The 25983-nt window shown below is 71.4% G+C and carries 34 protein-coding genes; 11 read left to right on the plus strand and 23 right to left on the minus strand.

What is annotated here, in order from left to right; translation table 11 throughout:
* Positions 1-308 precede the first annotated feature (308 nt).
* From ACIO3P_RS37995 to ACIO3P_RS38035, 9 genes are all read right to left on the minus strand, one after another.
* Positions 309-1214, minus strand: a complete 906-nt coding sequence (locus ACIO3P_RS37995) for a hypothetical protein (protein WP_401855931.1) — start codon at positions 1212-1214, stop codon at positions 309-311.
* A 69-nt stretch (positions 1215-1283) separates the two neighbouring features.
* Positions 1284-1802 carry a hypothetical protein gene (locus tag ACIO3P_RS38000; protein WP_401855933.1) on the minus strand — a complete coding sequence of 173 codons (519 nt, stop codon included), beginning with the start codon at positions 1800-1802 and terminating at the stop codon, positions 1284-1286.
* The gene (locus ACIO3P_RS38005) at positions 1802-2110 is read right to left on the minus strand and encodes a hypothetical protein (RefSeq protein WP_401855935.1); all 309 of its coding nucleotides are present in this window, start codon (positions 2108-2110) and stop codon (positions 1802-1804) included. Before ACIO3P_RS38005 ends, ACIO3P_RS38000 begins: the two co-directional genes overlap by 1 nt.
* Before the next feature lie 46 nt (positions 2111-2156).
* Positions 2157-2483, minus strand: a complete 327-nt coding sequence (locus ACIO3P_RS38010) for a hypothetical protein (RefSeq protein WP_401855937.1) — start codon at positions 2481-2483, stop codon at positions 2157-2159.
* Between the two features lie 42 nt (positions 2484-2525).
* A complete protein-coding gene (locus ACIO3P_RS38015) occupies positions 2526-2924 on the minus strand; it encodes a hypothetical protein (protein WP_401855939.1) in 399 nt (132 codons plus the stop codon).
* Between the two features lie 15 nt (positions 2925-2939).
* Positions 2940-3404: a Pycsar system effector family protein gene (locus ACIO3P_RS38020; RefSeq protein ID WP_401855941.1), complete on the minus strand. Its 465-nt coding sequence runs from the start codon at positions 3402-3404 to the stop codon at positions 2940-2942.
* Positions 3405-3417: 13 nt separating this feature from the next.
* Positions 3418-4767, minus strand: coding sequence for a hypothetical protein (locus tag ACIO3P_RS38025; protein ID WP_401855943.1), 1350 nt, complete (start codon positions 4765-4767; stop codon positions 3418-3420).
* An 11-nt stretch (positions 4768-4778) separates the two neighbouring features.
* Positions 4779-5054: a hypothetical protein gene (locus tag ACIO3P_RS38030; protein ID WP_401855946.1), complete on the minus strand. Its 276-nt coding sequence runs from the start codon at positions 5052-5054 to the stop codon at positions 4779-4781.
* 65 nt (positions 5055-5119) lie between these two features.
* Positions 5120-5263: a hypothetical protein gene (locus ACIO3P_RS38035; protein WP_401855949.1), complete on the minus strand. Its 144-nt coding sequence runs from the start codon at positions 5261-5263 to the stop codon at positions 5120-5122.
* 748 nt (positions 5264-6011) lie between these two features.
* On the opposite strand from ACIO3P_RS38035, the gene ACIO3P_RS38040 reads away from it, so the two are divergent.
* Positions 6012-6431, plus strand: a complete 420-nt coding sequence (locus ACIO3P_RS38040; protein ID WP_401855951.1) for a hypothetical protein — start codon at positions 6012-6014, stop codon at positions 6429-6431.
* A 198-nt stretch (positions 6432-6629) separates the two neighbouring features.
* A complete protein-coding gene (locus ACIO3P_RS38045; RefSeq protein WP_401855954.1) occupies positions 6630-7079 on the plus strand; it encodes a hypothetical protein in 450 nt (149 codons plus the stop codon).
* A gap of 474 nt (positions 7080-7553) precedes the next feature.
* Here the strand turns inward: ACIO3P_RS38045 and ACIO3P_RS38050 are convergent, their stop codons facing one another.
* From ACIO3P_RS38050 to ACIO3P_RS38090, 9 genes are all read right to left on the minus strand, one after another.
* Entirely contained in the window at positions 7554-8618 is a 1065-nt protein-coding gene (locus ACIO3P_RS38050; protein ID WP_401855956.1) for an integrase, read from the minus strand.
* A 185-nt stretch (positions 8619-8803) separates the two neighbouring features.
* Positions 8804-9076 (minus strand): hypothetical protein, encoded by a 273-nt coding sequence (locus ACIO3P_RS38055; RefSeq protein WP_401855958.1) that lies wholly within the window; start codon positions 9074-9076, stop codon positions 8804-8806.
* A complete protein-coding gene (locus tag ACIO3P_RS38060; protein ID WP_401855961.1) occupies positions 9073-9372 on the minus strand; it encodes a hypothetical protein in 300 nt (99 codons plus the stop codon). Before ACIO3P_RS38060 ends, ACIO3P_RS38055 begins: the two co-directional genes overlap by 4 nt.
* 38 nt (positions 9373-9410) lie before the next feature.
* Positions 9411-9812 carry a hypothetical protein gene (locus ACIO3P_RS38065; RefSeq protein WP_401855963.1) on the minus strand — a complete coding sequence of 134 codons (402 nt, stop codon included), beginning with the start codon at positions 9810-9812 and terminating at the stop codon, positions 9411-9413.
* 118 nt (positions 9813-9930) lie between these two features.
* Positions 9931-10338: an ATPase gene (locus ACIO3P_RS38070; RefSeq protein ID WP_401855965.1), complete on the minus strand. Its 408-nt coding sequence runs from the start codon at positions 10336-10338 to the stop codon at positions 9931-9933.
* A 211-nt stretch (positions 10339-10549) separates the two neighbouring features.
* Positions 10550-11269, minus strand: a complete 720-nt coding sequence (locus ACIO3P_RS38075; RefSeq protein WP_401855967.1) for a hypothetical protein — start codon at positions 11267-11269, stop codon at positions 10550-10552.
* 430 nt (positions 11270-11699) lie between these two features.
* Positions 11700-13379 carry a hypothetical protein gene (locus tag ACIO3P_RS38080; protein WP_401855969.1) on the minus strand — a complete coding sequence of 560 codons (1680 nt, stop codon included), beginning with the start codon at positions 13377-13379 and terminating at the stop codon, positions 11700-11702.
* Positions 13380-14339: 960 nt separating this feature from the next.
* Positions 14340-16040 (minus strand): dihydroxyacetone kinase subunit DhaK, encoded by a 1701-nt coding sequence (locus tag ACIO3P_RS38085; protein ID WP_401855970.1) that lies wholly within the window; start codon positions 16038-16040, stop codon positions 14340-14342.
* A gap of 53 nt (positions 16041-16093) precedes the next feature.
* Complete coding sequence (locus tag ACIO3P_RS38090) at positions 16094-16459, minus strand: hypothetical protein (RefSeq protein WP_401855972.1); 366 nt, start codon at positions 16457-16459, stop codon at positions 16094-16096.
* Between the two features lie 163 nt (positions 16460-16622).
* Between ACIO3P_RS38090 and ACIO3P_RS38095 the strand changes: the two genes are divergently transcribed.
* Both ACIO3P_RS38095 and ACIO3P_RS38100 read left to right on the plus strand, forming a co-directional pair.
* A complete protein-coding gene (locus ACIO3P_RS38095; RefSeq protein WP_401855974.1) occupies positions 16623-17492 on the plus strand; it encodes a Scr1 family TA system antitoxin-like transcriptional regulator in 870 nt (289 codons plus the stop codon).
* Positions 17489-18277 (plus strand): SAM-dependent methyltransferase, encoded by a 789-nt coding sequence (locus ACIO3P_RS38100; RefSeq protein WP_401855976.1) that lies wholly within the window; start codon positions 17489-17491, stop codon positions 18275-18277. Before ACIO3P_RS38095 ends, ACIO3P_RS38100 begins: the two co-directional genes overlap by 4 nt.
* Before the next feature lie 70 nt (positions 18278-18347).
* Here ACIO3P_RS38100 and ACIO3P_RS38105 read toward each other — a convergent pair whose 3' ends face one another.
* Positions 18348-18539 carry a DUF397 domain-containing protein gene (locus tag ACIO3P_RS38105; RefSeq protein WP_401855978.1) on the minus strand — a complete coding sequence of 64 codons (192 nt, stop codon included), beginning with the start codon at positions 18537-18539 and terminating at the stop codon, positions 18348-18350.
* Entirely contained in the window at positions 18539-19426 is an 888-nt protein-coding gene (locus tag ACIO3P_RS38110; protein ID WP_401978289.1) for a helix-turn-helix domain-containing protein, read from the minus strand. Before ACIO3P_RS38110 ends, ACIO3P_RS38105 begins: the two co-directional genes overlap by 1 nt.
* Before the next feature lie 249 nt (positions 19427-19675).
* On the opposite strand from ACIO3P_RS38110, the gene ACIO3P_RS38115 reads away from it, so the two are divergent.
* From ACIO3P_RS38115 to ACIO3P_RS38140, 6 genes are all read left to right on the plus strand, one after another.
* The gene (locus ACIO3P_RS38115) at positions 19676-20074 is read left to right on the plus strand and encodes a hypothetical protein (RefSeq protein WP_401855857.1); all 399 of its coding nucleotides are present in this window, start codon (positions 19676-19678) and stop codon (positions 20072-20074) included.
* A complete protein-coding gene (locus ACIO3P_RS38120) occupies positions 20071-20502 on the plus strand; it encodes an ATP-binding protein (protein ID WP_401855860.1) in 432 nt (143 codons plus the stop codon). The genes ACIO3P_RS38115 and ACIO3P_RS38120 overlap by 4 nt, the downstream gene beginning before the upstream one ends.
* A complete protein-coding gene (locus ACIO3P_RS38125) occupies positions 20502-20915 on the plus strand; it encodes a hypothetical protein (protein ID WP_401855861.1) in 414 nt (137 codons plus the stop codon). Before ACIO3P_RS38120 ends, ACIO3P_RS38125 begins: the two co-directional genes overlap by 1 nt.
* Positions 20912-21337, plus strand: coding sequence for a hypothetical protein (locus ACIO3P_RS38130; protein WP_401855864.1), 426 nt, complete (start codon positions 20912-20914; stop codon positions 21335-21337). The genes ACIO3P_RS38125 and ACIO3P_RS38130 overlap by 4 nt, the downstream gene beginning before the upstream one ends.
* A gap of 96 nt (positions 21338-21433) precedes the next feature.
* On the plus strand, positions 21434-21931 hold the full coding sequence (locus ACIO3P_RS38135) for a hypothetical protein (RefSeq protein ID WP_401855866.1): 498 nt from the start codon (positions 21434-21436) through the stop codon (positions 21929-21931).
* A gap of 24 nt (positions 21932-21955) precedes the next feature.
* On the plus strand, positions 21956-22357 hold the full coding sequence (locus ACIO3P_RS38140) for a hypothetical protein (RefSeq protein ID WP_401855867.1): 402 nt from the start codon (positions 21956-21958) through the stop codon (positions 22355-22357).
* Position 22358: 1 nt separating this feature from the next.
* Here the strand turns inward: ACIO3P_RS38140 and ACIO3P_RS38145 are convergent, their stop codons facing one another.
* From ACIO3P_RS38145 to ACIO3P_RS38155, 3 genes are read right to left on the minus strand one after another with little or no spacing between them, the layout of a single operon-like run.
* Positions 22359-23291 (minus strand): hypothetical protein, encoded by a 933-nt coding sequence (locus ACIO3P_RS38145; protein ID WP_401855868.1) that lies wholly within the window; start codon positions 23289-23291, stop codon positions 22359-22361.
* Between the two features lie 7 nt (positions 23292-23298).
* The gene (locus ACIO3P_RS38150) at positions 23299-23952 is read right to left on the minus strand and encodes a hypothetical protein (protein ID WP_401855870.1); all 654 of its coding nucleotides are present in this window, start codon (positions 23950-23952) and stop codon (positions 23299-23301) included.
* Positions 23949-24977 (minus strand): NlpC/P60 family protein, encoded by a 1029-nt coding sequence (locus tag ACIO3P_RS38155; protein WP_401855872.1) that lies wholly within the window; start codon positions 24975-24977, stop codon positions 23949-23951. Before ACIO3P_RS38155 ends, ACIO3P_RS38150 begins: the two co-directional genes overlap by 4 nt.
* A gap of 534 nt (positions 24978-25511) precedes the next feature.
* Between ACIO3P_RS38155 and ACIO3P_RS38160 the strand changes: the two genes are divergently transcribed.
* Positions 25512-25976, plus strand: coding sequence for a DUF6668 family protein (locus tag ACIO3P_RS38160; RefSeq protein WP_401855873.1), 465 nt, complete (start codon positions 25512-25514; stop codon positions 25974-25976).
* Positions 25977-25983: the final 7 nt, after the last annotated feature.

The raw sequence follows: 25983 nt of genomic DNA on the forward strand, positions 1-25983 counted from the left end.
GGTGCGGTAGGGATTCGAGCTGTAGGGGGAGACGGTTGCCTGGAGAGTCTGAGAGGGCGGCTTGAGCGCCTCTCAGAAGAGCAAGGCTCGACGAGCCGCACGAGCCCCTGTACGCTCGCCAGAGACGAGCTGAGGCCCGACCCCCAACGTGGGGGCGGGCCTCGACTGTTACCACGAGTGATTTGAGGCGGCGGCCGATTCCGCCGCGCGCTTCGCGCGCCGGCGCTGGGCTGCGCCCCATGTCCATGGGGAAACGCACGGGCACCACGGCGGCCGTGGGCCGCGCGAGCGCGGCCCATCCGGACGGGTCAACGCCCCATGTCCATGGAGGAATCCCGGGACTCGACAACCTCGGCGGGGCGGGGTTCGGGGAGGGCCAGGACGAACTCGGCGGCGGGGGAGTCGGGTTCCGCTTCGGGGCCGGGCCCGGTGTCGGCGGGCTGCTCCTGGTCCTCCTCGACGGCGGCCTCGGCGGGGAGGGTGAACGGCTGCTCACACAGTCCGCAGATGATCGGACCCTCGGCCAGGACCTTCGGTGTGACGGGGAACGCCCGCGGCTCCGGCTCGCATCCGCATGTGACCTTGACCCGCTTGCCGTTGGTCGAGCCGGGGGTCTCCGGCTCGGTGGGCTCCTCCTCGACGGCGGCGTCCTCGTCGTCGACACCGAGGCCGGGGAGGGCGGCCGCGTCGAGCTGGCGGATGACGGACGCGTACTTCTTGCGGGTCGCGTCGGTCAACGTGCAGTTGGAGAAACCCAACGGCTTCTCGCTCTTGCGCGGAGGTTCGAGTCCGACCTCGCGGGCCAGCTGCGCGAACTCTTTGCGGTGCCACCTGTGGTCACCCTTGGAGGTGTCCTGGATTTTTCGAACATGGGCGAGCGCGTGGGCGGCCTCGTGCAGCTCGGTCTTGAGGATCTCCTCGCCCCCGTCGCGGATCGTCTCTCCGGCCACGAACAGCTCGGCGAGCCTGCCCTCGTGCTCGGCCACGGCCCACCGGTCGGCCCAGTGGTGACCCCGGGTCGGGTAGTGCCGGCGGCGGGGTGCGTCGGTCGACGTGCGGGGCTTCTCCGTCTGCCTGCGCGCGATTCCGGTTCCGCTGATGAACAGGACCGGCGGCACGTCCGGGTGGTTCTTCTGGATCGCGGCCCAGCACTTCTCCAGCGCGGCGATCATCCGGGTGCCCTCGCGGCCCGGGTCGGTCTTCGGGACGTTCACGGTCGCTCCTGCCTCCATGTGCATGGGGTTTGATCAACGTACGGGCGGTTCCAACTGTTACCAGGGGGTTCAGAAAAGGGTCTCCTGGGAGGCCCCCGAGGGGTTACCCGCTGCAATCGCGGCGGCGATGGCCACCTCGACGTCGGCGCCGGTCGCCAGGGCGCCGAGGATCGCGTCGCGGATGGCCGTGGCGCGTCCGTCCGGGCCCCGGACATCGCCGAGCGCGTGCCCGGCCCGGTGGCTGCGGGCGTAGTAGTCGCGGATGTTGTCGAGCCGTTCGCCGGCCACCCAGTGGGCGGGAAGCTGACAGCTGGACTCATCGCACGTGTGCCGTACGACGTGGCCCTCGGGGAGGGCGTCGGCGCCGTTGGCGATCACGTAGCCCAGGACGTGCGCGGTGACCACGCGGGAGGTGCCCGTCTTCCTCGATCCGGCGCGGAGCTTGCCGTGGCCGGAGCTGCTGATCGCGCCGAGGAAGTAGTGGCAGAGGTCCGGGCCCCGGTCGGTGTAGACCTTGGCCCGGTAGCTCTCGACGGTCGCGGGGTCAGCCGCCAGGGCGGCCCACGGGACGACCGACTCGGGACTCATCAGACGGCCATGCCGTACACGATGGTGAAGACGGTGCCGAGCGAGCCGATGATGAACACGCCTGCCAGTCCGGCGATGATCAGGCCCTTGCCCTGCTCCGCGCTGAACGTGTCGCGCATCGCCGTGGCGCCGATCCGCTGCTTCGCCGCTCCCCAGATCGCGATGGCCAGGCACATCAGGATGGCGAGTGCCATGACGACCTGGACCATGGTCTTCGCCTCGGTGCCGAGGGCGCCGAACGGTCCCCAGTCGGGAGCGATGCCCCCGATGATCGTGTTGATGTCGCCCTTGTCCGCGGCCAGCATCATGTGGCTCGGCCCCTCCTGCTCGTCGTGGTCCTGGTGCTCGTCGTCGTCACCGTAGCGACTGGCCGGGCCGGGCGGAGCCGGTGCCGGCGCAGTGCCCGCACTGACCGCTCTGGTCGGAGTGCGCGTTGCGGCAGTGGGCCGACTCCTTGCTGACCAGGTTGGTCAGCCACTCGACCTGACCGGCCTGCAGCGGGACCTCGATCGCGGTTCCCCGGTCGTCGCCGTGCAACGGCGTGACGGTCAGCACTGCGGCGACCAAGGCGGGGGAGTGCTCGGCGTCGTCGGTCGGGTACTCGGTCATGAGCTGCTGCAGGACGTCGGCGAGCCGGGAGGCCGGCGGGAGCTGGTGGGCGTCGGCGGGGGTGGTGGACATGGGGTCCCTTCGTTGGTGGGGGAGTTGGGCGGGGGTGGGTGGTCACCATCCCCAGTGGTCGTACTCCTGGCGGATGTAGGGGCGGTGGGACGGGTCCCACTCGATCGCGCCCGGTCCGATCGGCCCCTGGTGGGTGCCGTGGTCGCGGTCGAACCGGGCCAGCTCATGGGCCAGCTTCGCCGCGTCGGTCACGAACTCCTCGACGTCCGGGTACGCGAGCGACAACCGGTCGGACAGGGCCGCGCGGCGGAGCAAGATCAGACGCTCCTGGTGCTCGTCGAACTCGTACGTGCCCTCAGCAACGGCGTTCGCGGTCTCGGCCCGCAGTCGCTCGGAGAGCGCCGTGAGTTCGGCGGTCTCGTGGATCAAGTCCGGGGCGCCCATGTAGGCGACTTCGGGCGACGGGGCGTCGAATCCTTCGCCGGTGACCGGGTCGGGCATGTCGGACTCTCCTTCTCAGAGGACGGCGGCAAGAGCAGCGGCGAGCGCGAGGAATCCGAGCCCGACCAATGCGCAGTCAATGGCGGCGCGGATGCGGCGGAACTTCCGTGCGGCGGCGGCCGCAAGGACCTTCGCCTCGTCGATCTGCTGCCCGGCGGCAAGTTGGGCGCGCAGCTGCTCGTCGGGCATCGCGGGCCAACGCGGCCATCCGGTGCCGGACAAGGTCGGGCGGACCGAGAGCAGCAAGAGCACGGTCGCGGTGAGCATGGCGACCGCGCCGAACGATCCGGTCACCAGGGAGGCGGTGGGCAGATGAGTGTTGCCGGCGGCCGAGACCAACCCGGCGAGGGTGGCCCCGGTCAGGGCCAGTAACAGGCTGGCCTTGCTGTCGCTGCGCCCCAGTTCCGCGCGGAGCGTGGCCACGGCGGTATCAACGTGAGCTTGGGGCACTGCCACGGGCAGCGGCTCGGTGGTCGTCATCGGGCGGTCTCCTCTACTTCCGCTTGCCCTGCAGGTCCTGCAACTGGCGCTCGGCCGTGTCCGCGCGGGTCTCGGCCGTACGGGCCCTGTCCTCGGCGTCCCGGACCTTGCTGTCGGCGGCGCGGAGCTGGCCGTACAGGTCCCTCGCCTCGCCTTCCAGCGTGGTGATGCGGCCCTCTCGGGTCTGCGCCGCGGTGGCCATCCGCTCGACCTCCTCGCGCAGGGCCTTCGCCACCTCCTTGGCGGCGTCGACCTTGGTGTTCGCGTCGGCGTGCGCCTGGCGGGCGGCGGCCTGGGCCTCCTCGACCTTCGCGTTCGCCTCGACCACGCGGGCGTTGGCGTTCTCGACGTCCTGCAGGGCCTTGGCCTTCACCTCGCGGGCACCGGCCTCCGTGGCCTCGACGGTCTGCCGCATCTCCTCGACCTGGCGCTCGGCCTCGGTCTGCGCGCGGCCGGCGGCGGCCTCCGCGGCCTCGACGCGCTCGTCGGCCTGCTGCTTGAACTCGGTGACCTTCGCGGCGGTCTCGGCGAGCAGCTGCTCGCGGGCCTCGGCGGCTTCCTGGGTGATCCGCTCGACCCGGCTCGCCGCGTCGTGCTTGGCGGTCTCGACCTCCATGGCCGCTTCGGTCTGAATGGTGGTGACCTGCTCGGCGGCCTCCTCGCGGATGCGCGCGGTCTCACTCTGGAACTGGGCCTGCGCCTCCTCGACCTCCTCGCGGGCGGCCGTGACGGCGTCCTCCGCCTCCTGGCGTGCGCGCGCGACCTCGGCCTCGGCTTCCTCGCGGACGCGCGCGGTCTCGGCCTCGAACCGGGCCTTCCCCTCGTCAAGCTGACGGAGCGCCTCCTCCGCTGCCTCGTCGGCCTCCGCCTTGGCCTCCTCGGCGCTCTTCGCCCGCCGCTCGGCCTTCTCCCTGCGACCGCGCTCGGTGACGAGCTCCTCCCGGGCCTCGGCGATCCGGGCATCGGCGCGGGCCTCGGCGTTGGCGACCTGGGCCTCGGCGGCCTCCGGGTCGTCGCGCCTCTCCAGAAGTGCGACGTACCGGGGGAGCTGGCTCTCCAGCGTCTTCACGGCGGTGAGGACGGTCTCGCCCACGAACACAGCGGTCGTGGCCGCGGTGGTCACCGGACGCTCGGTGTCGACCTCGACGGCCTCGGCGGCCGCGGTGCCGGCGGGCTTCTGGTTCTTGAGCTTGTATGCCGTGGCAGCGTTGTGCTCCGGGTCGTCGCAGTACTTCGGCGCCGCCCCCCGGACGCGCGGGTCCTTCGGGACCGGCGCGCGGTTGCACTCGGGGAACGCGCACTTGGGCGTCTTGTCCGCCTCGGTCGCGACGGTGGCCTCGGCCTCGGGCTGCTGCTCGCTCATCTGGGGTGCTCCTACTCGGCGTTGGTGAGGTCGGCGGGGCAGATCACGGGCGTCTCGGAAACGGTCCAATCGGCGCCCTGGTAACTGCCGGGGAACGCGTCGTCGACGAGCTCCCCGTCGTCGTCCCAGCGCAGGACGGCGGGGTCGTCGGGGTCCTCATCCTCGCGGTACCGCTGCTCGGCGTACGCGCGGGCCGTGGCCTCGTCCACGCACGGGATCGCGCCCGGGTCCTCGGCCCGGGTCACGAGCCAGATGGTCGGCTGCACGGCGGTCGGCTGGTCTTCCATCGCGGTCTCCTTCTCAGCGGTCCTGGCGAACGTGGCGGGGGCGCCCCCCGCCGGGGCCGTCACGCCTACGGCTCGCGCCTCTCGACACCGCCCTCGCCGTCCGACTGCCACACGTCGCTGTCGTAGACGACTCCGCCCACCACCAGGTCGTCGCCGACGACGTCGCGCATGAAGTCGAAGTCCTCGCCGCTGCCCTGCAGTTCGGTCATCGTGCTCTCCCTCGTTCCGGTCCTTCGCGGTCCCCCCATTCTAATCCATTCCAATTCATTACGTCAACCCAATCCAATGCATTACGGTGATGGATTGAATTGAAATGGATTGGAGGGGGGAGATCGACAACCGTGCGGACCGCCGTGCTCGCCGCGACGGCCGTGGGCTGCGGGTCCCCACGGGCCCGCGCCGACCGGTGACGACACGCTCCTCGCCACGACGGACCCGCACCGACGCGGAGCGACCTCGACGGCCCCGGCGTGACGCGCGGCAGCAGCTGCTCCCCCTCAGCCACGGCCGGCGGTGCGGTCGCCTCACGCGCCTGCAGGTGCGACGGCGGGGGTACGGTCCGGGCCACGACGAACCGGGGCAGTCGCCGACCGGTCGGCCACCGACCCCCCTCCCTTCGCCGCTGGCCGTCTTTCACAGCCCGAATCACCCGCAGTCGCGCGCGCTGCAGGCCACGGAGGATTACGGAGCCCCGGCGCCCCACGGACGGGCCGAGGACGCGCTCGACGGTCGACTCGGCGACGCTCGGCGCGGTAACAGTCCGCTCGACCGAGGGGCAGACTGTTACCGGTCCTGAGCTGGGGACGGTGTAAAAATCCGACCTCAAATGAGGGCCGAAAACAGGAAGTTGGCCGCGCGGACATCGGCGGGCGGCAACGTATCCGCCGACTGGTCGTTGAACCGTCCATGGGACGGGAAAAGGCGAACAAGCCACGGCGGCCGAGGAATCTGGGGCCGGTGTCGGACGGGCACGTCGAGGCGGTACCCGGGGTGATGGTGACCTTGACGGGCCCGGCTACGGTCACGGCGGCCACGGCGCACGAGCAGATGGCGACGGCCCCCGAGGCGCTCGCTGACTACGAACGGACGGGCCTGCAGTGGCAGGTCACCGTGAGAGGCCGGGGCACCCCGGAGCGCACGCACTCACGGGTGACGGAGATTCCGTCGATGTCCGAGGCTCTGCGCATGGCCTGCGTCGTGGCCGACCGGATGTTCCCGCCAAGCACCGCCCTGCTGCACACGCTGGCGGGCGACCCGGAGGCGTGGATGCCCACCTACCTCTCCGAGCACGGCAGCCTGCCCCGCCAGGGCGGATGGACGGCCGTTGCCGGCGGCGACGGACCTACCCACTCGTACGTGGCCACCGCCCAGATGTGACGTGGGACAGCCGCGGGCAGCAAGTTGGGACCGAAGGGGAGCTTCCGCGAGCAGGTCGTCGCACAGCAAGTTATCGGCGAAGACCGTCTTCGCCGTCTCGGCCCGGGGGTGCCGAGGTCCTCCTCGACCGAGGGCGGCCGAGGAGGGGGAGCTGCTCAACTGCCCTTGCGGGCCTGCCCGCTGTGCCAGGATCGCGGCATGATCGATCTGGGCGTACGTATCGAGTTCTACGAGCACGCATTCGAGGGCGAGCCTCCCCAGGGGCTCCTCGGCAAGGTCGAGCGGCCCGATGGCTACCGGGCCCTGGCGGTGCCGGCGGTGGGCGACCTCATCATGGGGACGTCGTTGCGGCTCGGCACGCGCGAGGAGCCGTACCCGCTGCCGGGCCCGCTGGAACTGCGGGTTCGGCGGGTCGAGCACTACCTCGTCCCGGAGCGCGACGGGGAGGTCCCGGCCTGGTGGGACTCCTACATAGAGCCGGGCGTGACGATCGTGCTGTACGTCTCCCTGTCGCTGACCGGCTCCGAGTCGCGGCGCCGGATGATCCGCCAGTTCGTCGCGGACGGATGGGTGTGCGACGGCGGAGCGGACGGGTCGGAGCTACGCGAGTTCGTCCTGCAGGCCCGGGAAGAACTGGGCCTGTCGTAGTTGGTCGGCCTTCCCCTCGGCTCCCGAGGGGGCCAGGCTGAGAGGGTGGCCAGGAAGCCGGTCCGTCGTTGCGGTACGTGCCGGGCGCCGTTGCCCCGGGACGCGGGGCCGAACCGGCGGTACTGCAACTCGGCCTGCCGCTCGAAGCACTGGCGCCGGGTCCAACGGCGTGAGGTGATCATCGGGCGGGCGGTGGATCGCTCGCTCGACATCATGCGCGGCGGTGAGCTGTACGCGCTCGGCCTGTGCCCGGTGTGCGGGTGGTCTGTGTCGGTCCGGAAGCGGACGGATGCCGTGTACTGCAGCAAGCGGTGCCGCACCCGGGCCTGGCGGATGCGGCGGCGGCTCGTCGAGCAGGGGCGTGACGCCTCCGAACGGCCGTCGCGGTAGGCGTCACATCGAGGCGCCTAGCCGTCACGATGGATCATGCTCCGGCGCGTCGGCGGCTATGGCGGATGCGCCATAGGAGCGGGCCTACAGCACGCCGTGCAGAGCGTTCTCGGCGAACCCGTCGTCGTCCTCGCGGTACGTCCTCATCACCTTCGAGCCCTTCGCCCAACCGCCCTGCTTCTCCGCCACGGCGTCCGGGTTGCCCGCGCGGGAGGACTCGGTGACCAGCCCCCGGCGCGGGCTGTGCCCGGTGGGCCGGATGTCGAGCTGGGCCCGCTCGCCGAGCCGGGTGATGACGTCGCCCACGGCCTCGTCGCCGAGGCCGGCCTCCATGACGGTGTGGTGTCGCGAGTGCAGGCGGCGGTAGGCAAACCCGTCCGGGTCGGCGCCGATACCGGACGCCTCACGCCAACGTCGCCAGGCCCGGACGGGGCAGAGGTGGGCGCGGGAGCCGTACGGCACCTGGACCACGCGCGGGTAGTTCTTGCTGATCCGCACGTCCACGATCAGGCCCCGGCCCTCGGGGTCCTCGGCGACGTGCCGCTCGCGGAGCCACCCGACCTCGTGCTCGCGGCCGGCGATGGCGAAGTGCATCGTCATCATCGACAGGTCGCGCATGCCGGACAGGTCGTCCGGCAGGATGCGGACGATCCGCTCCATGTGCCGTACGAGCAGGGCCGGGGCCTGACCCCGGCCACGCTGCTCGCCCGCCTTCTCCATCGCCTTGACCTTCGACTTCAGCAGGGCGCGGGCCTCCTCGGCGACGTCGACCGCCAGCTGCAGCTTGTGCTGACGGCGGCCGGTGACGACGACTCCGGCGAGACGGCGGTCGATGGTCGAGGGCGCCATGAACAGACCGGCCTTGTAGCCGGGCTGAATCCAGCACCACTCCGTGAACAACACGAGCGTGCCGGTCCGGACGGCCAGGGGCGGGAGGCTGGTCTCCTTGCAGAACGCTTCCCACGCGCGCCAGTCGGCGGCGTACCCGTTGCGGGTCTTCGCCGGGCGGTTGTCCTCGACGTGCTTCGTCGCGTCGCGGTCGATGCCGTCGAGCCGGGCCTCGGTCTCCGCGTCGAACCGTCCGGGCGCCGGGACACCGACCTGACGGTCCGTGGTGCTCGTCGTGACCGACTGATCCGCGTTCGTCATGGTCTCCCCTGAGTGCCCGTCATGCGGCTTTCTGGACTCCGGACAAGTGAGCTTATCCGGAGTCCAGCGGGCCGGGCACGACGAAGCCCGCCACCGTGTCGGTGACGGGCTTCATGATCCTTCTCAGCGCCAACGGCTGTACCGATGTTCCTCACCCGTGCGCGCGGGTCGCATCCGATGCGAGGTTACGGTCCGGCGATCAGCCACAGGATAAGCGCGGCGTCCAGGTCCTGCGAGTAGCGGTACACGACGCTGATCCCGCGGCCACCGGTCTGCTCGGGCAGCAGCTCGACGACGTACGACTCGCTGTGCGGGTCGGCGTCGGGGAGGCCACGCGCGTGCTCCGGGTTGGGGTCGTCTTCGAGCGCTCGGCGAACGGACTCAACGGCGACCTTCTCGGACCGGCTGAGCTCGCGGAGGATCTTCGCGGCGGTGAAGGAGTAGAAGGCGTGGCTCACCGGTCGCTGGCCCCCATGAGTCTCTGCCGGAGCTCGCCCTCGACGTGGTCCGTCGAGCGGGCGAGCGCGGCCATGCCCTGCGGGTCGTAGCGGAGCCGGATCCGGTGCCGGTACGCCTGAGTGATCTCGCGCACGCTCGTGAGGTCGTCGAGGTCGAGGGCGTTGAGTTCCTTCTCGAACTGCTGGCGGTCGCCGGGGAAGCCCCACGTCGACAGCGCCTCGCGCAGCTCGGAGAGCGTGCCCATAGGCGGGGTGAAGCCGGGCCGGTCGGCCTGGTGGTCGGGCTGTGCGGTCACGGTGACCTCCTCGTCGCTCTGGTGTCGACGCTACTCGTCTACCGCCCGGTGGCGGTACGGCCCGGCGGAATTCGCAGGCCCTGGTATCCGGGGCCGAGGCCGCGCCGTTGCCTAGTGTGTCGGATCGGGGTCGGCGGAACGACGGCCTGCTCCTGGTGCTCGTCATCAGGGCTGGTCACGGACTCGCCGGGATGGAGGCCGAGGCGCTCGCGGAGCTGGCCCAGTTGCTGCCTGATGACGAGCATCGCCGCGGCGGCGTCGGAGTGCGCAACCGCGAGGGCGAGCGCGGTGGTCTCCAGCGACTCGACCGCGTCCTCGACGGCGGCCACGCTCCAGCTGGCCGGAGTGCTGGCGGCGTCGTGCAGTTCGCACGCGGCATCGGCCAGGGCCTCGGCCCGCTCGGCGACACCCGGCGCCGCGGTGCTGGGCAACAGGTCCATGGCCTACTCAACGACGGTGACGGTCGGATGGCTTCTCCCCTATATAGGGAGAGGCCCCGGCGGCGGGCAGCATCGGCCGGACGTCGCCCTCGCCACCGGGGCACTTCTCCAGTCTCCCCTACGCTGCGGCCTCGCCCGCGCCGGCGGGCAGCAGCTGCTCGTCGAGGTCGCGGTGCACGGCCTGGACGCGGAGCTCGTCGAGGTGGTCCATGTGCGCGGCGGCCCGGGAGGCAAGAACAGGTGCTCGGTGCCGACCGCCCCCGCACCCGACCGCGATGGTCACGGTGGCGTCGTCGTCGGCCTGGGCGAGCAGCTGGTACGCCGCGGTGACCATGGCGGCGAGTAGGGCCTGGGCGCCGGGGGTGCGCATCACGGCCCGCTGTACGCGGGGGTCGCGGGCGTCGAGGTCGCGCAGGGTCGGGTCGAGGTACGGGTCGGTGAGGTGACGGGCGTCGAACATCAGGGCACAGCTGGGCCGGGGCTTGCTGTGCCCGTAGCCGAAGCTCACGATTCGCAACTGGGGCATGGGTCTACGGTCGGGCCAACTCGGCTCCGGAACCAGGGACTTCGCCGTGTTGCCCGTTTCCTCTTTCTGGGCCCCGGCGGCCGCGGGTTCGGCGGTAGCCCAGCGGGCGGGCGATCACGGACGCGAGAATGGGCCCCCTGTCGAGGTCAACTCAGGGGCCCTCAATGGTGTTCTTGCTGTTTCAGCTGCTCGGGCGTAAGTGGCTGAGGCGTCAGGAGAGGCCGAAGTCGCTGGGGCGTCCGGCCGCGACGCGGGCGCCGGCCAGCTTGCCCTCGCTCGCGGCGACGGCCAGGGCGGCGGCCTGCTCGACCTCGGCGGCGTCGTGGCTGCCCGCGACATCTCCGCCGAGGAGCAGGACCTGGCGGCCGTCGAGCACGGCCTTGACCCATCCGGCGGGCGGCCTGGGGAGCGTGCCCTGGTAGAACCGCTCCCCGGTCGGCGTCAGTACGACGAGCTGCAGGTCGCGGCCGAGGGGCTGGAACACGGCGATCCACTCGGACAGCGGCTCGGCGTCGAGCTCGGCGGTGACGAGTTGGAAGCCGTTCTCCAGCAGGGCCTGCATGAACACGTTGCGCGGCTCGGACCCGTGCGTGCCAGAGTACGGCGTCATCACCATGCGGGCGACGAGCACGGGCGTACCCTCGACGATGCCCGCGGCCATCGTCATGTCGAGTCCGTCCTCGGGCTGCACGAGCGCGGCCTCGGCCTCGGCGTTCAGCTCGATGATCCGCGACGGCGCACAGCGATCGTGCACGAACCAGATGCCGCCGGCGCCCACGGGCCCCATGCCCAGCACCACGTTGACCGGCCCGGAGTCGAGCGGCTGCTGACACTCGATGCAAGTGCCCTCGGTGATGCCGCGGGCCTGCACGGCCATCTGCGGGCCGAGGGCCTGCTCGACCTCCGGGCTCATCCGTACGGCCAGCATCATGGCCTGCTCCCCTCCGTTGTGCCGGTGACCTGGTGGTTCCGGGCGTCCGTTCACCGTACCGGCGTGGTCCTGGTGCTCATCGCGTCCAGCGGGCTCCGCACCGGCTGCAGGGAGTTGAGGAACAACCACGTCGGATCGTGCGGCAACGGTCGGTCGGCGCGATGCCGCAGATAACGGGGCCGCTTCGCGCGCTCGCCGGACCACGTCTCAGTAGGTGACGCCCGGCGTTGCCACAGATAACAGCGCATTATCTGCGGCAGGACGGTCACGGAGAGTACAGGCGCACGATCTGACATCAATGTTCCTCAACCCCCCTGCACGCGCCGTACCGGTCCTTCTCCTGCTGGGGCGCCCCGCAGTTCTGGCACGCGTCCTTGACGGGCATGAGCTGGTTCTCCTCGGGTCGGTCGTGCCGGGCAGGGTATCGAGGTCACCCCCGGCCGAGGGCCTTGCGGGCGGCCTTCTCCGCGCGGGCCTTGGCCAGGGCGGCCCGGTGGGTGGCCTCGGCCGAGGCGAACGACGGGCGCTCGATGCGCTGGCGCTCGGCCTGCTCCTCGATGTGGACCTGCTCCGGCTGCTGGGCCCAGCGGCGCGGCTCGGCCGGGGTGGAACCGCGGAGCTCCGGCTGCTCGAACCGGTGCAGGCCCCAGCGCTCGCGCCGGTCGGCACGCTCGGCCAGGCGCTGCTCGACCCGAACGGCCTCGCGCTGCCGGTCCAGCTCACGAGCCTGCTCGACGCGGGCCCGCATCCGTGCCCGCTGCTCAGGCGTCGCCTCGTCCCACGCCTCGACGTGTGCGGCGACCTTGACCTCGCGGCGGCGGCCGTAGCCGTGGGCGTTCTTCCGGTCGTTGATGAGCCGCCACAGGCGCCAGGCAGCCAGGCGGCCCATGTTCTCGACCTTGAACGTGATCTTGCCCCACTCGTTGCGCCGGACGATGTTGCTGGTGAGCAGTTCGACGAGCTCGGACTCGGTTGACCGGCGCAGGGCGATGGTCACCGTGTGGTGCAGGTCAGACCACGAGTCGCCCGTGATTGACCGGCTGAGTTCCTCCGGGGTGCCAGAAGGCAAGAACACCACCCCATGGCCGAGTTGGGCCCTCCAGGAGTGCCACACACGGCGCATGACGCTTCTGGCAACGGCGCTGACGTCATCCCCGAAGAGGTGGCCGGTCTTCTTTCCAGTCGCCGCCGAAGGCGTCGTCTTTGCTTTTTCCATTTCGTCCGACCAGATCAGCTCACCACTACCTGTAGATGAAAAACCAACTAGTTGTGTGAACCCCTTCGCGTATAGAGGAGACGCTTTGCCATTAACCCCAAGTGCCATCAGGAGCTGGACTCGGGCGGTCATCTCGGCGGCACGGTCGCGGTCGGCAACGGCTACGCAGCGGAAGTCCGGACCAGGGGTCGGCTTCGTCACGGCGGGGGCCACAAGGGCGGCCTGGGGCTCCTCTACGGGCTCCCAGCCGGGCCAAGGGTCAGCCTCGGCGTCGGCGGACCGAGAGGCACGCTGCCACTCGGTCCGGATCGACTGGGCGACGGCGGCGGCCGGGCTGTCGGCCGGGTGCTCCCAGCGCGGGGCGGCGGCCAGCTCGGTGATGAGCCGATGGGTCTCCTGGGTCTCTCCGCGTACGACGAACGGCTCGACGGTCGGGGCCGGGCGGGCCGCCAGGCGGCCGAGGGTCGCGTCCTCGTACGGGTCCTCTGCCTCGGGGAGGTCCCAGACACGCAGCTCGCGCATGAGGTCCTCGGGGAGGTCGGAGGGGATAGCATCCTCGCGCAGGCACAGCGCGTACACCGCGCGGCGGCCGGGCGCCGGCGCTTGGACCCGCTCCGCGAACCCGAGGCGGTACAGGCCCTTGAGGTCGTCCCAGAACCGGTCCGTGCCGACTTCGTACACGTACGCGTAGCGCTCGGACAGGGCGACTCCCCCGTCCACCTGCGCCGTGCCGTACCGGCCCTCTACGCGGCCGGTCATGGGGTCGAGGCGCTGGGAGTTGAGGAACTTCGCCAGGCGGAACTTCGTCTGGGGGAGCGTTCCGCGGTGCCGCGCGATCTCCGCGATCCGGTACCAGGTGGTGAGCCTGAGTACGGGGGCCCGCAGGATAAGCACGGGGCTTTCCTGGGTACGTGCATCCGTACGCGACACGCCGTGAGCGGCCAACTCGGTGGACACACCGGAACTTGGGCGCACTGGGCTGACACCGCAGCTGTCCGCTACGATGGGGACACCACCTTCTGGGGTCTACAAAGCAACAAAAACGGGACCCACCTGCGGAGGGCCTGGGGCAACTAGGACCGGGAAACCGGCCCTGACCTGGTCTTTTGTGGGTTCTTAGGTGGCCTCCTGTGTTCTTGCGTGGCGGTCGAGTTGGCGCTCAACTTCACGCGGGTTCTGGGCGGATGGCTGATTGGGAGTCAGCCAGGTGATCAACAACTCAACTGTTCGATGATGCGATGGGACCTCTCCCGGGGGCGGGATTCGAGGTCCCCCCTAGACGAGTAAGGCCCTGGCTCCGTTGGAGCCAGGGTCTTCTGCTTGTCCGGGGTCTCTCCGCTGCTCCTGCTGCTCGGGAAGCAGCTTGTGGTGCAGCTCTGCCAGGGCCTCCCGGAGCACCTGCGCCCCGGACACGCCCAACTTCTTGACAAGTTCCTCGTAGTGAACACGAGCATCCTCGCCAGGCTTGAGCACGACGGTCGCGCGCATGTCCCGACCACGATTGAACTCCGTAGTCTTGGGGTGCGGTGCTCCCTGTACTCCTGGCATGGGAACGATCTTACTCATACACAGGGTCACTGTTTCAACATGAAACGCGTGTCGCTTCACAAATTCCCGTCTGCCGCTCGCGAACTTCCTTCGACGTCCCGTCAGGCGGGCGCAGCTCAGGGGTGCCTCGGCCTCCAGTCGGGCAGGCTGTTGAGTCGCTCGACCTTCTTCTGGACGGCATCGAGGGTGCCGCGTTGACGGCCTGGAACCCGGCGGCGCAGGGCCGCCGGGCCTCGACCCTCGACAGGGTCTGTCGTACGGGTCCTTTCCCCATGTGCATGGGGAAAACTCGGTTGTCCGGGCAGGTCAGGAGGCTGTGATGGTGGTGATGTCGGGTATCTGTCTGCTGTGCTGAGGCTCGTAGGTCTGGGCGATCACGGTGTAGATGAGGGCGATGGCGACGGCTCCGGGGTCGGGGATGCCGAGTGCGTGGTCGCCTACGTAGCTGGCGCGACCCTGGCGGCCGGGGAGAGTGGCGGTGGTGTCCGCGCCGCGTATCGCGGCGAGTGCGGCGGCGGTGAGGGCGGCTTCGCGCCGGCCGTCTGCCGCGCTGGCGAGTGCGTCTGATGCGGGGGCGAGTGCGTCGAGGAGGGTCCGGTCCCCTACGTCGGCACCGCCGGTCTCCCGGATGGCGTCGAGGGCGTCGGCGCTGGCGGTGGCCAGTGCAGCGATGTCGACTTGGTCCTGGTGCTCGTTGCCGAGAGCCTGGGCGAGGCGGGTGAACAGGAGACCGAAGAGGGGGCCGCTGGTCCCTCCGACGCTGCTGAACGCGGTGGCGAGTGCGGCCGTTCCGGCGGTGCCGTGAGTGCGGGCGTCCTGGAGTGCCCGCTCGACGCCTCCGGCCCAGTTGTCTCCGAAGTCTCCGTCTCCGGCCTTCTGGTCGAGCCGGGTGAGTACGGGGTGGACCTCGCGTGTCAGTCGTGCCAGCTGTTCGAGCGCGTCACGGCGGCCGGGCTGGAGCACGGTCGGGGACGCCTGCGGGCGTGCTGACGAGGTGGTGGCGGGGGGCTGTTGGCTGACGGCACCGGGGAGTTGGAGGGGGGTCTGGGCGGGTGCGGTCCACAGGGAGAGCCACCCGGGGCGTAGTGCGGTGAGGGTGAGGCTGATGCCTGCGGTGTCGCGGGCGCTGACGTAGGTGCCGGCGGCGATCGCGGCCACGGTGATGCCCCGGTCGGTCAGGTCGTCGTAGGCGAGTGCGCTGATGCCGCGCAGCTCCAGCTCGGCGGTGCCGCCGAGGCCGCTGACGAGGAGGATCACGCCTTCGGGGCCGGGGCTGACGGACTCCAGCAGGTCGGCCAGCATGCGGCGGACGATGTACTGGGTGGGGCGCAGGGAGTTGATGCGCCGTGCCGCGCGTTCTCCGTGGATGCCGGATCCGTAGTCGTATTCGCGGCCTAGGTCGAACGCGGGGCGGAGGGTGGTGGGGGAGGTGTACGCGCGGGCGGTCACGGCCAGGGAGCGGGACTGGGAGACGATCTGGGCGCCCAGCTCGACCAGTTCGGTGAGGCCGGCGCCCTGGTCGGCTGCGGCGCCGAGGAGTTTTTCGACGATGAGGGTGGCGGCGGTGCCCCGGCGGCCGGGGCCGGAGGCTGCTCCGGCGGTGGCGAGGTCGTCGTCGACCACGACGGTCCCGACCGTCACGTGTTCGTCCTGGAGCTGCCGGGCGGCGCTGGCGAAGTTGACCCGGTCGCCGGCGTAGTTCTTCACGATGTGCAGTACCTCGCCCGTGGTGGCTGCGGCCAGGGACGCGGCGGTGATCTGTCCGGCGTGGGGGCTGGCGGACATCTCGCCGGGGGCGACGGCGTCGAGTCCGCCCTGCCCGAGGAGTCCCACGTGGAGGGGCTCGTGGCCGGATCCTCCGCCGGAGACGAGTCCGACGCGGCGGTCGGGGTGCCGGTCGCGGGCGCGGAGGAAGAGCGGGTCCTCGTGCACGGCGATCTGGCTGTGGGAGAGGGCGAGACCGCGGGCGCCGATCCGGGGGGCGTCGGGCAGGGCGAAGTAGGCCATCAGGTGTCAGTCCTTGCGAGGTGCGGGCGGATGCGGGTCGTACGGCCGGGGGTTCAGCAGCAGGGGACGGTGGCGCGGACGCTGCGGTGGCTGGTGAGGGCGTCGAGCAGTGCGGGCCATGCCGTGTCGGGGAGGTCGTCGGCCGGCGGGCGCGGGCGGGGGATGGGGATGTCGCGCTGGGTCAGTTCGCCCCGGACGCCCACGCAGAGGGTGACCGCGCCCGGGTGGTGGCGTGAGGGCTGGATCGTCAGGTCGTACGCCTGGATCCCGGGGCGGCACAGCGGCGCGGCCAGCTCGGTGACGACGACCTCGGCGGCTTCTATCTGCCCCCGGGGGCAGCGCCATCTGCGCAGTTCCGAGGAGACGATGCGGCGGGTGTGCGTGAGGTGGGAGAGGTCTGCCGGTATGCAGACGTACATGGGGACTCCAGGGCTCGCTGGGGGGTTCGTTTTCGGCCGTGTGGCTTAATCCACTATCACGCCGCTACCCACACTCTGCAACCCTGCAAAGTGATGCCCTGCTGATCCGGCGCGCGATATGCGGGATCATGGAGGGCACATCGCCCATAAGGGAGGGAGACCCGTGTCCCGGCCTCGATCCGGTCCCACGGTGGCGCTGCGGCTCTTCGCCGCAGACCTGCGCGCACGCAGGGAGGCGGCCGGCCTGACCATCGAGGCCGCCGCGGCGTCGCTGGGGGTCCACGAGATGACCGTCAGCCGGCTGGAGCGCGCGCAGACCGCGCCGCGTACCGCCACGGTCACCCACCTGCTGGGCCTCTACCGCACGCCTGCCGACGAGGCCCGGCACGTCCTGGACGCGCTCGACGACGCGCTCCGGCCGGGGTGGTGGCACCCCTGGCGCAGCCTGCTGCCCGATCACCTCGCCGGGGTGATCGACCTGGAGTCGGCCGCCGGGATGATCCGCTCCTACGCGCCAGGCGTCGTGCCCGAACTGCTGCAGACGCCCGGCTACGCGCGGGCGCTGCTGCACCTGCGCCACCCGTACGCGGACGAGGGGGAGATCGAGCAGCGCCTGGAGCTGCTGTACGCCCGTCAGAAGCACACCCTGGGCCGGGAGCGGCCCCCGCGGCTGTGGGTGCTGATGGAGGAGGCGGTACTCACCCGGCCGGTCACCGACGATCCGGCCGTGATGCGCGAACAGTTGGAGGCGCTGGACCGGCACACCGTGCGCCGTGACTTCGTCACCGTGCAGGTGATCCCCGCCTCCGCCGGTCCGCACCCGCTGCTGCTCGGCGGGCCGGCCGACATACTGCGCTACGACCACGCCCTGCTCGCGGACCGGCTCATCGTCCGCGGCCTGCACGCGGAGACCGCTACCGTGACCGACGATCTGGGAGCCGTCCGTACGTACCAGGCGGCCATGGACGTCACCGCGACCCTGGCGCTCTCCCCGACCGCCCGCCTACCGCTCCCGAAAGGACACGCCCAATGACGGACGACCTTCCTCAGGACCTGGACCTTCAGCCGGACATCGCCCACAGCGCCCGGTTCTGGGACGCCCTGCTGGGCGGCAAGGATCATTTCGAGGCCGATCAGCGGCTGGCCGAGCAGATGGTGCGGGAGTACCCGGCCGCCCGCGACATCGCCCGCGCGAGCCGTGCGTTCCTCGGCCGGACGGTCCGTCACCTGGCCACGGAGCAGGGCGTACGGCAGTTCCTCGACCTCGGGACCGGGCTGCCGACGGCGGACAACACCCACGAGGTCGCCCAGCGCGTCGCGCCGGACTCCCGGATCGTCTACGTCGACCGCGACCCCATCGTCCTGGTGCACGCGCGCGCCCTGCTCACCAGCACACCCGAGGGCGCCACCGACTACATCGACGCCGACCTGGCCGACCCGGACGCCGTGCTCGCCCGCGCGGCGCAGACGCTCGACCTGGAGCAGCCGGTCGCGCTGATGCTCCTGTCGACCATCGGGCACGTCACCGACCCGGTCGAGGCCGCGGCGCTGGTGCAGGGCTACATGGCGCGCCTGGCACCGGGCAGCTATCTGGTGCTGTGCACCACGATCTCGACACCGGAGACGGACGCGGTGCACGCGTCGTACCGGGCCTCGGGGACTCAGCCCTACGTGACGTCCACCGCCGAGGAGATGCTGGCGATGGCGGCCGGCCTGACCATCCCTCCGCCCGGCCTCGGCCCGATCAACCGCTGGCATCCCGAAGGAACGATCGATCCGGACGTGGACCAGTGGGGGTACGTCGCGCGGAAGAGCTGAGAGTCGCCGCGGGAGAACTCGAAGGGGGCCCGACCACGTGGTCGGGCCCCCTTCGAGTTCTCCGGGACGTCTACGAGCGGGGCCCGGCCACGTCAGTGACGAACACGGTCCAGGCGGCCGGGGAGAGGCAGAGCTGCGGGCCTTGGGTGTTCTTGGAGTCGCGTACACGGACGGCGTGGGCCTGGATGGCTGTCTCCACACAGTCGGAGCCGGCTCCGCCGCTGTACGAGGACTTGTACCAAACGTGGTCGGTGGTGGGCATCAGTCAGACTCCTTGCGCGCCGCCACGGCGGCGAACTGCTCGACAAAAGACGAAATCATTTCAGATGATTCCGCCGGACTGAGCGCCTGGCTACGCAGGTAGTCGAACACCGTGCGATGGCGGACGAGTTCGTCCGGTTTTTCCAGGTAGAGGGCGCCGGAGAGGTTGCCGAGGTGGACTACGTCCAGCTCCGGCTCGGGTCCCCGGATGATGATGAAGCCGGTGGACTCCGCCGCGTGCGCGCCCGCGCTGAACGGGAGTACCTGGATGGTGACGTGCTGGCTCTGCGCGGCCTGCGCGAGGTGGTCAAGCTGCTCGGCCATGATCTGCGCGCTGCCCACGACGCGCCGCAGTACCGCCTCGTCGAGGATCACCCACATGTGCATCGGCGACGGGCGGACGAGGACCTGCTGTCGCCTCATCCGCACGTCGACCATCTGCGTGATCTCGTCGGGCGGCGACGTGCGGGACTCGGCGGCGTTGATGACGGCCGCCGCGTAGCTGCGGGTCTGGAGCAGGCCCGGGACGTACGTACTGGCCCAGTGGCACTCCTCGACCGCCTCGTCCTCCAAGGTGAGCAGCGGCGTGATCCAGTCGGGAATCGCGTCGGCGTACTGGTTCGCTTTCCACCAGCCCTGGACCTTGGCTTCCTTCGCGAGCCGGACCACCGCGTCGGTCTCGGCCGGCGTGGCGCCGTACGCCCCGCACAGCTTCTCGGCGATCACCCACTTCACCCCGCCGGCCTTTGACTCGTAGCGGTTGATCGTCGCCCGCGACACGCCAACGGCGTCCCCGGCGGCCTCCAGCGTCATCCCGGCGCGGGCCCGGAGCCGGTACAGCTCCGCGCCCAGCTGGCGCCTGCGGGTGGTGGCTCCTACTGCGGCCATGTCGTCCCCTCCATCGTGGTCGTCAGTCTCCCGGCCCTGCTCCGGAGCAGCAAATCCCCTCTCCCGTACGCGGATGGACGGGGTGTCAGGGTGCGTGGGCTCATCCAGATGAGCACGAGAGATGTCAGCAATGAGATTCACATTTTGAGATGCACAATGCCATACTCCACTGACCGCCACCGTTGCCTCACGCTCGGTGAGACCTCGGGGCGCCCAGAGTTTGCACGCAGACGAGGGAGAGGGGTCGCCATGGCCGACCCGAAGACCATCACCACAACCGTTCCAGCCGACAGCGTGCCGAGAACGGCGGGCCTCCGGTGGGACGTCGTGCGGATAACGCTTCCGCTGGGCCTGGACGTCGTGGCGCGGTGCCGTCAGCGGGGCGTGCTGGGGCCGGTCTGGATCACTCCGGCCCGTGGCGTGTTCGAGGTCCTGGTGGCCCCCGGTACGGCGCCGGTCTGGCCGGCGCTGCGGGGCACCACGTGCGCGCCCGCCGGGATCGCCCCGGCCCACTCCGTTCGCCGGTGGGTGGTCCCCCCGGCGGACGGGCGCCCCGCCACCGATGCCTACGTACTGGCCGAGGTCATCACCACGGCGCTCGTACGGCGGGCCCTGGACCACCTCTCGCGCAGGGCGGTGGCTCCGTGACCCGCGCCCCCCTGCGCCAGTACGCGCGGCAGGAGTACGCCGTTGCGGACATGCTCACCCCGGCGGCGGCAAGGGCGTTCACCGCCGCGCAACTGGACCACTGGCACGTGCCGGACGAACCGCGCGACGACGCCGTACAGATCGCCAGCGAACTCGTCGCCAACGCGGTGGCACACGGAGCGGGCGGCCACGTGCAGGTCGCTCTCTACCGCGTGGACCACACCCTCACCGTCATGGTCACCGATCAGGGCGGCCATACGGGCATCCCCTGCCTGCGCCTGCCGGATGCCGGGGCCGAGTCCGGACGCGGCCTCCTCCTCGTGGCCGCGCTCTCCAGGAACTGGGACTGGCACCACCGTGAGACCGGCCTCGTCGTCTGGGCCGAAGTCTCGCTCCGTCTTCGCCGATCACCCCATGGGAGTAAGTGATGATCGATCTCCACCACCGCACGCGCCCCCGCGCCCGGGTCTGCGGCGCACGCCTGCGCCTCGCGGACGCCTACCTGTCGGTGCTGATGTCGCTGGGCGACGCCCTGGTCGACACCGAGACCGTCACGGCCGACCCGCGATGCGCCGTACAGGCGCATCTCCCCACGGAGCCGCACTGGGGGATGGTGCGGCGCCACGCCGCGGACGGACCCCCGATCTGGGCCGCGTGGGTCGGACAGAGCCAGCCGCACGGGTTCACCAGGGTCGAGACCTGCGGGTCGGACACCTACGGGCACGGTGCGTGCAGGCTGCTGCGTATCCACCCCGGCCGCTGCTCAATCCACCTCGTCGATCCAGAGGCCGCGGCCGGCCTCCTGTGGCGCCCCTACCGGGCGGACGAGGGCCCGCGATGACCCCGGCCGCCTCGCTGTACGGGATCGTGTGCCGGGTCTCGGTCTGCACCGGCGCCGACGCGCGCCGCTGGACGCTGGCGCTGTACTCGGCTCTGGACGCGGACGATGCCCTGTGGTGGCTCCGTACGGCCGCGGCGCGCATGGCGGACATCATCGACCCGGCCCCGTGGACACCGTGGTGTCCGGCCTGGTCGCTGGAGATCGTGGAGGCGGAGCCGGGGGGCGATCCGGCTGCCCAGCTCAGGGCGTGGTGCGGAGACCTCAGCTCCCACCACGCTGTCGTCACCGGCCTGGAGACCGGACGCGGCTACAACAAGACGGTGACCGACAGCGCCCTGGCACTCCGGTACGTACTGAGCGCCGCACCACAGCCCGCCCCGTACGGCTCCTGGCCCATGGCCCCTGCGGCCTACGCCGCGTAGTACCCGCGCGCCTGGAACGCGGAGAGCCCCCCGGACGTCCGGGGGGCTCTCCGCGTTCCAGGGTTCTCGGCGTCCGTGGACGAATACCCTGGGCCGGTGAACAGTCAGCTCGACGGCCTCCTGGAGAAGCTCTCGCTGGCGGACCGGCTGGAGCTGGCCCGCCGGGTGAGGGTGGGTCAGCTGACTCTGCGCTGCGGCGACAGGGTGGAAGCCACCCACCGGCTGCGGGGGTCATACCCGCACGACGGCCTGGAGGCGGAGGAGGGCTGGGGAGCGGAACCAGCGGACTGCTCCGTCAGTTATCACGTTCCGCCCGGGACGCTCGGCCGGGTGATGCTCGTCAGGCAGTACGTCGCTCCGTACCCCTACGTCGTCCTGTTCGACAGCGATGTCGAGTTGAGCGTCGCGCCGGGCGACGTCAACAGGGTCACCGAGCAGCCGTCCGAGTGGGAACGGGAACAGGACGAGTCTCTCTGGCACATCCCGCCCGGCGAGGAGTTCCGCACCTACTGCGCCCGGTGGATCAACAGGGCCGGCCGACCCTGTCCGCAGCATCGGCATCACCAGGGCCCGTGCGGACTGCCGCCTAGATGACGTCCGGTCTCCTACTGTTGGCCCGTGGCTGACGAGGAGACACCGACGACGGACCGGCTCCGCGCTCGGGCGAAGTACGCGCGACGACGGCTGGAGCTGAGCTGGAGACCGTGCGGGCGTACGGCGGTGCGGGAGGGCCCTGACGAGCTGGTGTCCATGGTGGAGGTGGGGACATGGGCGCGGGCGCTGGAGCTGGTGGAAAGGGCGGCGGAGGTGCCGGAGGAGCTGGACGGCGATGCCGCTCTAGGGTGGCAGGCGGGGACGGCGGCCGTGGTGGCGGCGCTGCGGACGGCCCTGGACCACCAGGCCGGCCTGCTGCCGCCGCCTCCCCCGCCTCGCCCCCGGCGGGCCCCGCTTCCTCCAAGAGCCCCGGACGAGCCGCTGGGGCACTACTACCCCTCGGGCATCGACTGGTCCCAGGGGTGAATCACCCCCGGCCCTGCCCCACCGCGTGTTCGAGGTACGCCTGGAGCTGCTGGGCGTGGGCGTATCCCCCGCGCCGGCCCGGGATGTGACCGCGCATCCGTACGATGGCCGGCCCGATGGCGGCGGCCGTGCGGGGGTCATCGATCTGCTGCCACAGGGTGTGTGCGCGGTCCGCGATCTGATCGGCGGTCTCGGAGTCCCCGGCGTACATGTGCCGCTCGGCGATGTCGCGGTACAGGGCGATCGCCTCCGTGGCCTCGCCGCGCGCGGCGCTGACATCCGCCCGCAGGGTGCGCGCCTCCAGCGCGCTGGGGTGGCTGGGCCCGTGGGCCGCTGAGACCGCATCGTCCAGCAGCCTCGCCAGCTCCGCCGCGCGGTCGAGGTCCCCCGCGTCGGCGCACCGGCGGATGGTCAGCAGCGTGGGGATCGGCTCCACCCGCGCGGCGGCGACGGGCGCCGCCGGTACGGCGGGCGCGGACGGCGGGGCGGGCTCCTTGCGCTGGTTCTGGCGGGCGTGCGCCTGGGCGAGCAGTTGCTGCACGCCGCTGAGAACCTGGCGTTCTTCCTCGGGCTCCGCCGGGGCACCGGGGATGCCGGACGGTTCCTCGAACGGCGCCGCGGGTGCGGGCGTACGGCGCCCGGCCGCGCGCTTGGTCGTACGGGTGCGCCGGGGGCGGGTGGGGGCGCCGTCCTCGGCGGCGGTGCCGTCCGGGCCGATGATCAGAGGCCAGAGGGTGCCGTCGAGGTCCTGGGCCTGCGCCCGTACGGGGCGCGGTGGCGTGAGGCCGGCGGCGATGGCGGCCACGGCCGTGACGGCGGCGGCGCGGTCCGGGTGGGGTTCGCCGGGAGCGGCGGGCCCGGTGACGGTGACGGTCCCGCTCTCCTCGGCGGTGAGCCGGTAGAGGGGCCAGGGCGGTACGCGTGCGGTGTCCATGCTGGTCCTATTGGAGTGAGAGGGAGTTCAGGCGCCACGGCGCCCCGGGAGCCGCGCGCACGAGTTCGACGAACGCGGCGTACTGCTCGGGGGCGCCGGTCCATCCGTCGCGCCCCTTGGGGGTGACCGTCATGGACCACTGGCGGTATGCGGTGGTGGCGGTGTCGGCGGGGCGGCCGGCCTCGTCGGCGGGCGTCAGCTCCACGGTGGTGTAGGCGCGGTGGGAGGCCCAGGTCGCCCACGCGGCGCCGGTCCCGGACCGGGAGGTCGTGGCGCGGAGAGTGGCGCCGTACGAAGCGGTGCACCATCCCGCGGCCGCCGTGCGCAGGGACGCCTCGGTACGGGAGGAGTCGACCGTCGTGTCGTACGTCATGAGCGCGGTGAGCGCGGCCCGGGAGATCGCGCCGGCGTCGGCCTGGTCGACGCCGCCGGGGGAGGGGATGCCGCCCTTGGGCTGGCGGAGCTCGGTGGCCCGGGGCTGCTCGGGGGCTGCGGTCGCGTTGGTGGGGACGGGGTAGGGCCCGGTGCCGGTGGGCGCGGGCGCCGTGCTGGCGGCGGGCGGTTTCCCGGACACCGTGCCGTCGTCGGAGCCGCTGCACCCGGCGGTGACCAGTAGGGCGGTCACCGTGAGGGCGAGCGGCAGAATGCCGGTCCGCGTCATCCGTATCTCCTGATGGTCTGGGTCTTGCCCGAGTAGTACCCGTCTGCCAGACGGGCGGTGGACACGGTCTGCCCGGTACGCGGCGCGTGCACGAACATGCCATCGCCGACATAAATTCCAATATGGTCATACCCGGCACTGGGGCCGTTGAGCTGGAAGGCGATCACGTCGCCGGGCCGGATGTCACCGGGGGAGACCGCCTCGCCCACCGTGGCCTGGACCTGGGAGGTCCTGGGGAGCGTGAGTTTGCCCCCGGACGCGTGATAGACGGCGTACTGAACCAGGCTGGAGCAGTCGAACCCGTTGATGCTCGCACCCTGGGCGAACCCGAAGCTGGGGCCGTTGACATTGCCTCCGCCCCATGAGTACGGGGTGCCCATCCAGCGCTGGGCGTGCGCGACGACGCGCTGACCGAACGGTCCGGCCGGCTGGTCGACGGCCGCGCTGTACTTCGCGATGAGCTGCAGAATGCTGGCGACGTAGCGCTGGGTCTCCGCGTACGGGGGGATGCCCTGCCACCGGCGTACGGCGTCGGGGCCCGCGTTGTAGGCGGCGAGCATGAGGCGCCGCACGTCGGCGCTGGGGATCTTGTAGCTGCGGACCTGGTCGGCCAGCCAGCAGTCGTACCGGGCCTGGCTCATGATGGCGTCCGGCGGGCTGAACGGGTCGGCGACGCCGTCCTCGTCGGCGTCGACTCCCCACGTCGCCCACGTCCCGGGGATGAACTGGGAGAGCCCCCGGGCGTCTGCGGGGGAGACGGCGTCCGGGTTCCAGCCGGACTCCTGCTCGATCTGGGCCGCGATCAGCGCGGCCGACACCTCCGGGTTCTCCGGGCAGGTCTGGCCGGCCTGGACGATCCAGTCGCGGTATTCGGCCGGGATGGCCTCGACGTTGAGGCCGAGGGCGTCACCGGGGAGATCGTCGTCCTCGTCGACGGCCGCGCCGGTCACCGCGGTGGCGATGAGGACGGCGGCCGTGCAGCCCGCCGCGAGCATGGCGGCGGGCCCCCCTTTGAGCGCGTTCACCAGCTCACTCCCCGCCACCCGTACCGGTGACGGCCTGAGGGGCGGTCAGCTCCTCCCCGCCCCTCAGGTGACGCCAGGATCGCCCCACCATTGCGCACAATGCCCGCTTTCGAACACTTAGAGGCGGTACGCGTCGTTCCGTCAGATGCGGTGCGGCCGGGGCCGCTTCGGCCGCCGGTACCGGTGTCGGTAGCGGCGGATAGCCTGCGAACGGGCGCCCGGCAGGCCGGGCGGCCCTTCCGTCCCCATATGCCATGTCTGTGGATCCTAGCCATCGTTGCCCCCGGTCAGGACGGTTCCGCGTGGTCATTCCGGCCACCGTAGCCCCGGGCGAACGCAGTTGACCAGATTCGGTGTTATCGGACACTCTGTGACCCTGCTATATGGCCAAGGGAGCCTCCTGTGACACCTGAGACGGAAAATCCCTGGGTGACTCCAGCGGCCCCCACGACGGCACCCCCCGCCCCGGCACCGGCCGGCGGCCCGCCTCCGGGGGCGCCCCGGGAGGTACGTATCCGGCCACAGCCGGGCGGCGTGGACCCGCCCCCGATCGGCCTGCCCGTACGGGAAGTTCAGGCGCCGGCGCGCTGGTGGTGGCTCGGCTGCCACGGCGGCGCCGGAGTCACGACTCTGGGCTCCGTGGTGCCCGGCGGCGTGGACGCGGGCCGCTGCTGGCCGCTGTCGGCCCACGGCCGTCAGCCCGTCGTCCTGGTCGCGCGCACGCACGCCGCGGGCCTCCAGCAGGCCCAGCTCGCCGCGCGGCAGTGGGCGTCCGGTGTGCTGCCCGGCGTCGAGCTGCTCGGCCTGGTCCTGGTCGCGGACGCTCCGGGGCGTCTGCCCCCGGCCCTGCGCGACCTGGTCCGGCTGGTCTCCGGCGGTGTCCCCAGGACGTGGAAAATCTCCTGGGCCGAGGACTGGCGGCAGGGACGTCCGCCAGACGCGATACCACGCGAGTCGGCCGGACTGGCTCGCGACCTGCTCACACTCACTGAATCCTGAATCGGGG

It is taken from the genome of Streptomyces sp. NPDC087310, from assembly GCF_044744405.1.
Lineage (GTDB): Bacteria > Actinomycetota > Actinomycetes > Streptomycetales > Streptomycetaceae > Streptomyces.

Excerpts from the sequence above, each read along its gene's own strand:
- ACIO3P_RS38115 (WP_401855857.1), top strand. The coding sequence starts at position 19,676 with ATGGCCGACCCGAAGACCATCACCACAACCGTTCCAGCCGACAGCGTG.
- ACIO3P_RS38005 (WP_401855935.1), bottom strand. The coding sequence starts at position 2,110 with ATGATGCTGGCCGCGGACAAGGGCGACATCAACACGATCATCGGGGGC.
- ACIO3P_RS38130 (WP_401855864.1), top strand. The coding sequence starts at position 20,912 with ATGACCCCGGCCGCCTCGCTGTACGGGATCGTGTGCCGGGTCTCGGTC.
- ACIO3P_RS38085 (WP_401855970.1), bottom strand. The coding sequence starts at position 16,040 with ATGGCCTACTTCGCCCTGCCCGACGCCCCCCGGATCGGCGCCCGCGGT.
- ACIO3P_RS38015 (WP_401855939.1), bottom strand. The coding sequence starts at position 2,924 with ATGCCCGACCCGGTCACCGGCGAAGGATTCGACGCCCCGTCGCCCGAA.
- ACIO3P_RS38045 (WP_401855954.1), top strand. The coding sequence starts at position 6,630 with ATGATCGATCTGGGCGTACGTATCGAGTTCTACGAGCACGCATTCGAG.
- ACIO3P_RS38030 (WP_401855946.1), bottom strand. The coding sequence starts at position 5,054 with ATGGAAGACCAGCCGACCGCCGTGCAGCCGACCATCTGGCTCGTGACC.
- ACIO3P_RS38025 (WP_401855943.1), bottom strand. The coding sequence starts at position 4,767 with ATGAGCGAGCAGCAGCCCGAGGCCGAGGCCACCGTCGCGACCGAGGCG.
- ACIO3P_RS38105 (WP_401855978.1), bottom strand. The coding sequence starts at position 18,539 with ATGCCCACCACCGACCACGTTTGGTACAAGTCCTCGTACAGCGGCGGA.
- ACIO3P_RS38020 (WP_401855941.1), bottom strand. The coding sequence starts at position 3,404 with ATGACGACCACCGAGCCGCTGCCCGTGGCAGTGCCCCAAGCTCACGTT.
- ACIO3P_RS38065 (WP_401855963.1), bottom strand. The coding sequence starts at position 9,812 with ATGGACCTGTTGCCCAGCACCGCGGCGCCGGGTGTCGCCGAGCGGGCC.
- ACIO3P_RS38075 (WP_401855967.1), bottom strand. The coding sequence starts at position 11,269 with ATGATGCTGGCCGTACGGATGAGCCCGGAGGTCGAGCAGGCCCTCGGC.
- ACIO3P_RS38150 (WP_401855870.1), bottom strand. The coding sequence starts at position 23,952 with ATGACGCGGACCGGCATTCTGCCGCTCGCCCTCACGGTGACCGCCCTA.
- ACIO3P_RS38035 (WP_401855949.1), bottom strand. The coding sequence starts at position 5,263 with ATGACCGAACTGCAGGGCAGCGGCGAGGACTTCGACTTCATGCGCGAC.
- ACIO3P_RS38110 (WP_401978289.1), bottom strand. The coding sequence starts at position 19,426 with ATGGCCGCAGTAGGAGCCACCACCCGCAGGCGCCAGCTGGGCGCGGAG.
- ACIO3P_RS38010 (WP_401855937.1), bottom strand. The coding sequence starts at position 2,483 with ATGTCCACCACCCCCGCCGACGCCCACCAGCTCCCGCCGGCCTCCCGG.
- ACIO3P_RS38125 (WP_401855861.1), top strand. The coding sequence starts at position 20,502 with ATGATCGATCTCCACCACCGCACGCGCCCCCGCGCCCGGGTCTGCGGC.
- ACIO3P_RS38145 (WP_401855868.1), bottom strand. The coding sequence starts at position 23,291 with ATGGACACCGCACGCGTACCGCCCTGGCCCCTCTACCGGCTCACCGCC.
- ACIO3P_RS38050 (WP_401855956.1), bottom strand. The coding sequence starts at position 8,618 with ATGACGAACGCGGATCAGTCGGTCACGACGAGCACCACGGACCGTCAG.
- ACIO3P_RS38000 (WP_401855933.1), bottom strand. The coding sequence starts at position 1,802 with ATGAGTCCCGAGTCGGTCGTCCCGTGGGCCGCCCTGGCGGCTGACCCC.
- ACIO3P_RS38090 (WP_401855972.1), bottom strand. The coding sequence starts at position 16,459 with ATGTACGTCTGCATACCGGCAGACCTCTCCCACCTCACGCACACCCGC.
- ACIO3P_RS38070 (WP_401855965.1), bottom strand. The coding sequence starts at position 10,338 with ATGCCCCAGTTGCGAATCGTGAGCTTCGGCTACGGGCACAGCAAGCCC.
- ACIO3P_RS38100 (WP_401855976.1), top strand. The coding sequence starts at position 17,489 with ATGACGGACGACCTTCCTCAGGACCTGGACCTTCAGCCGGACATCGCC.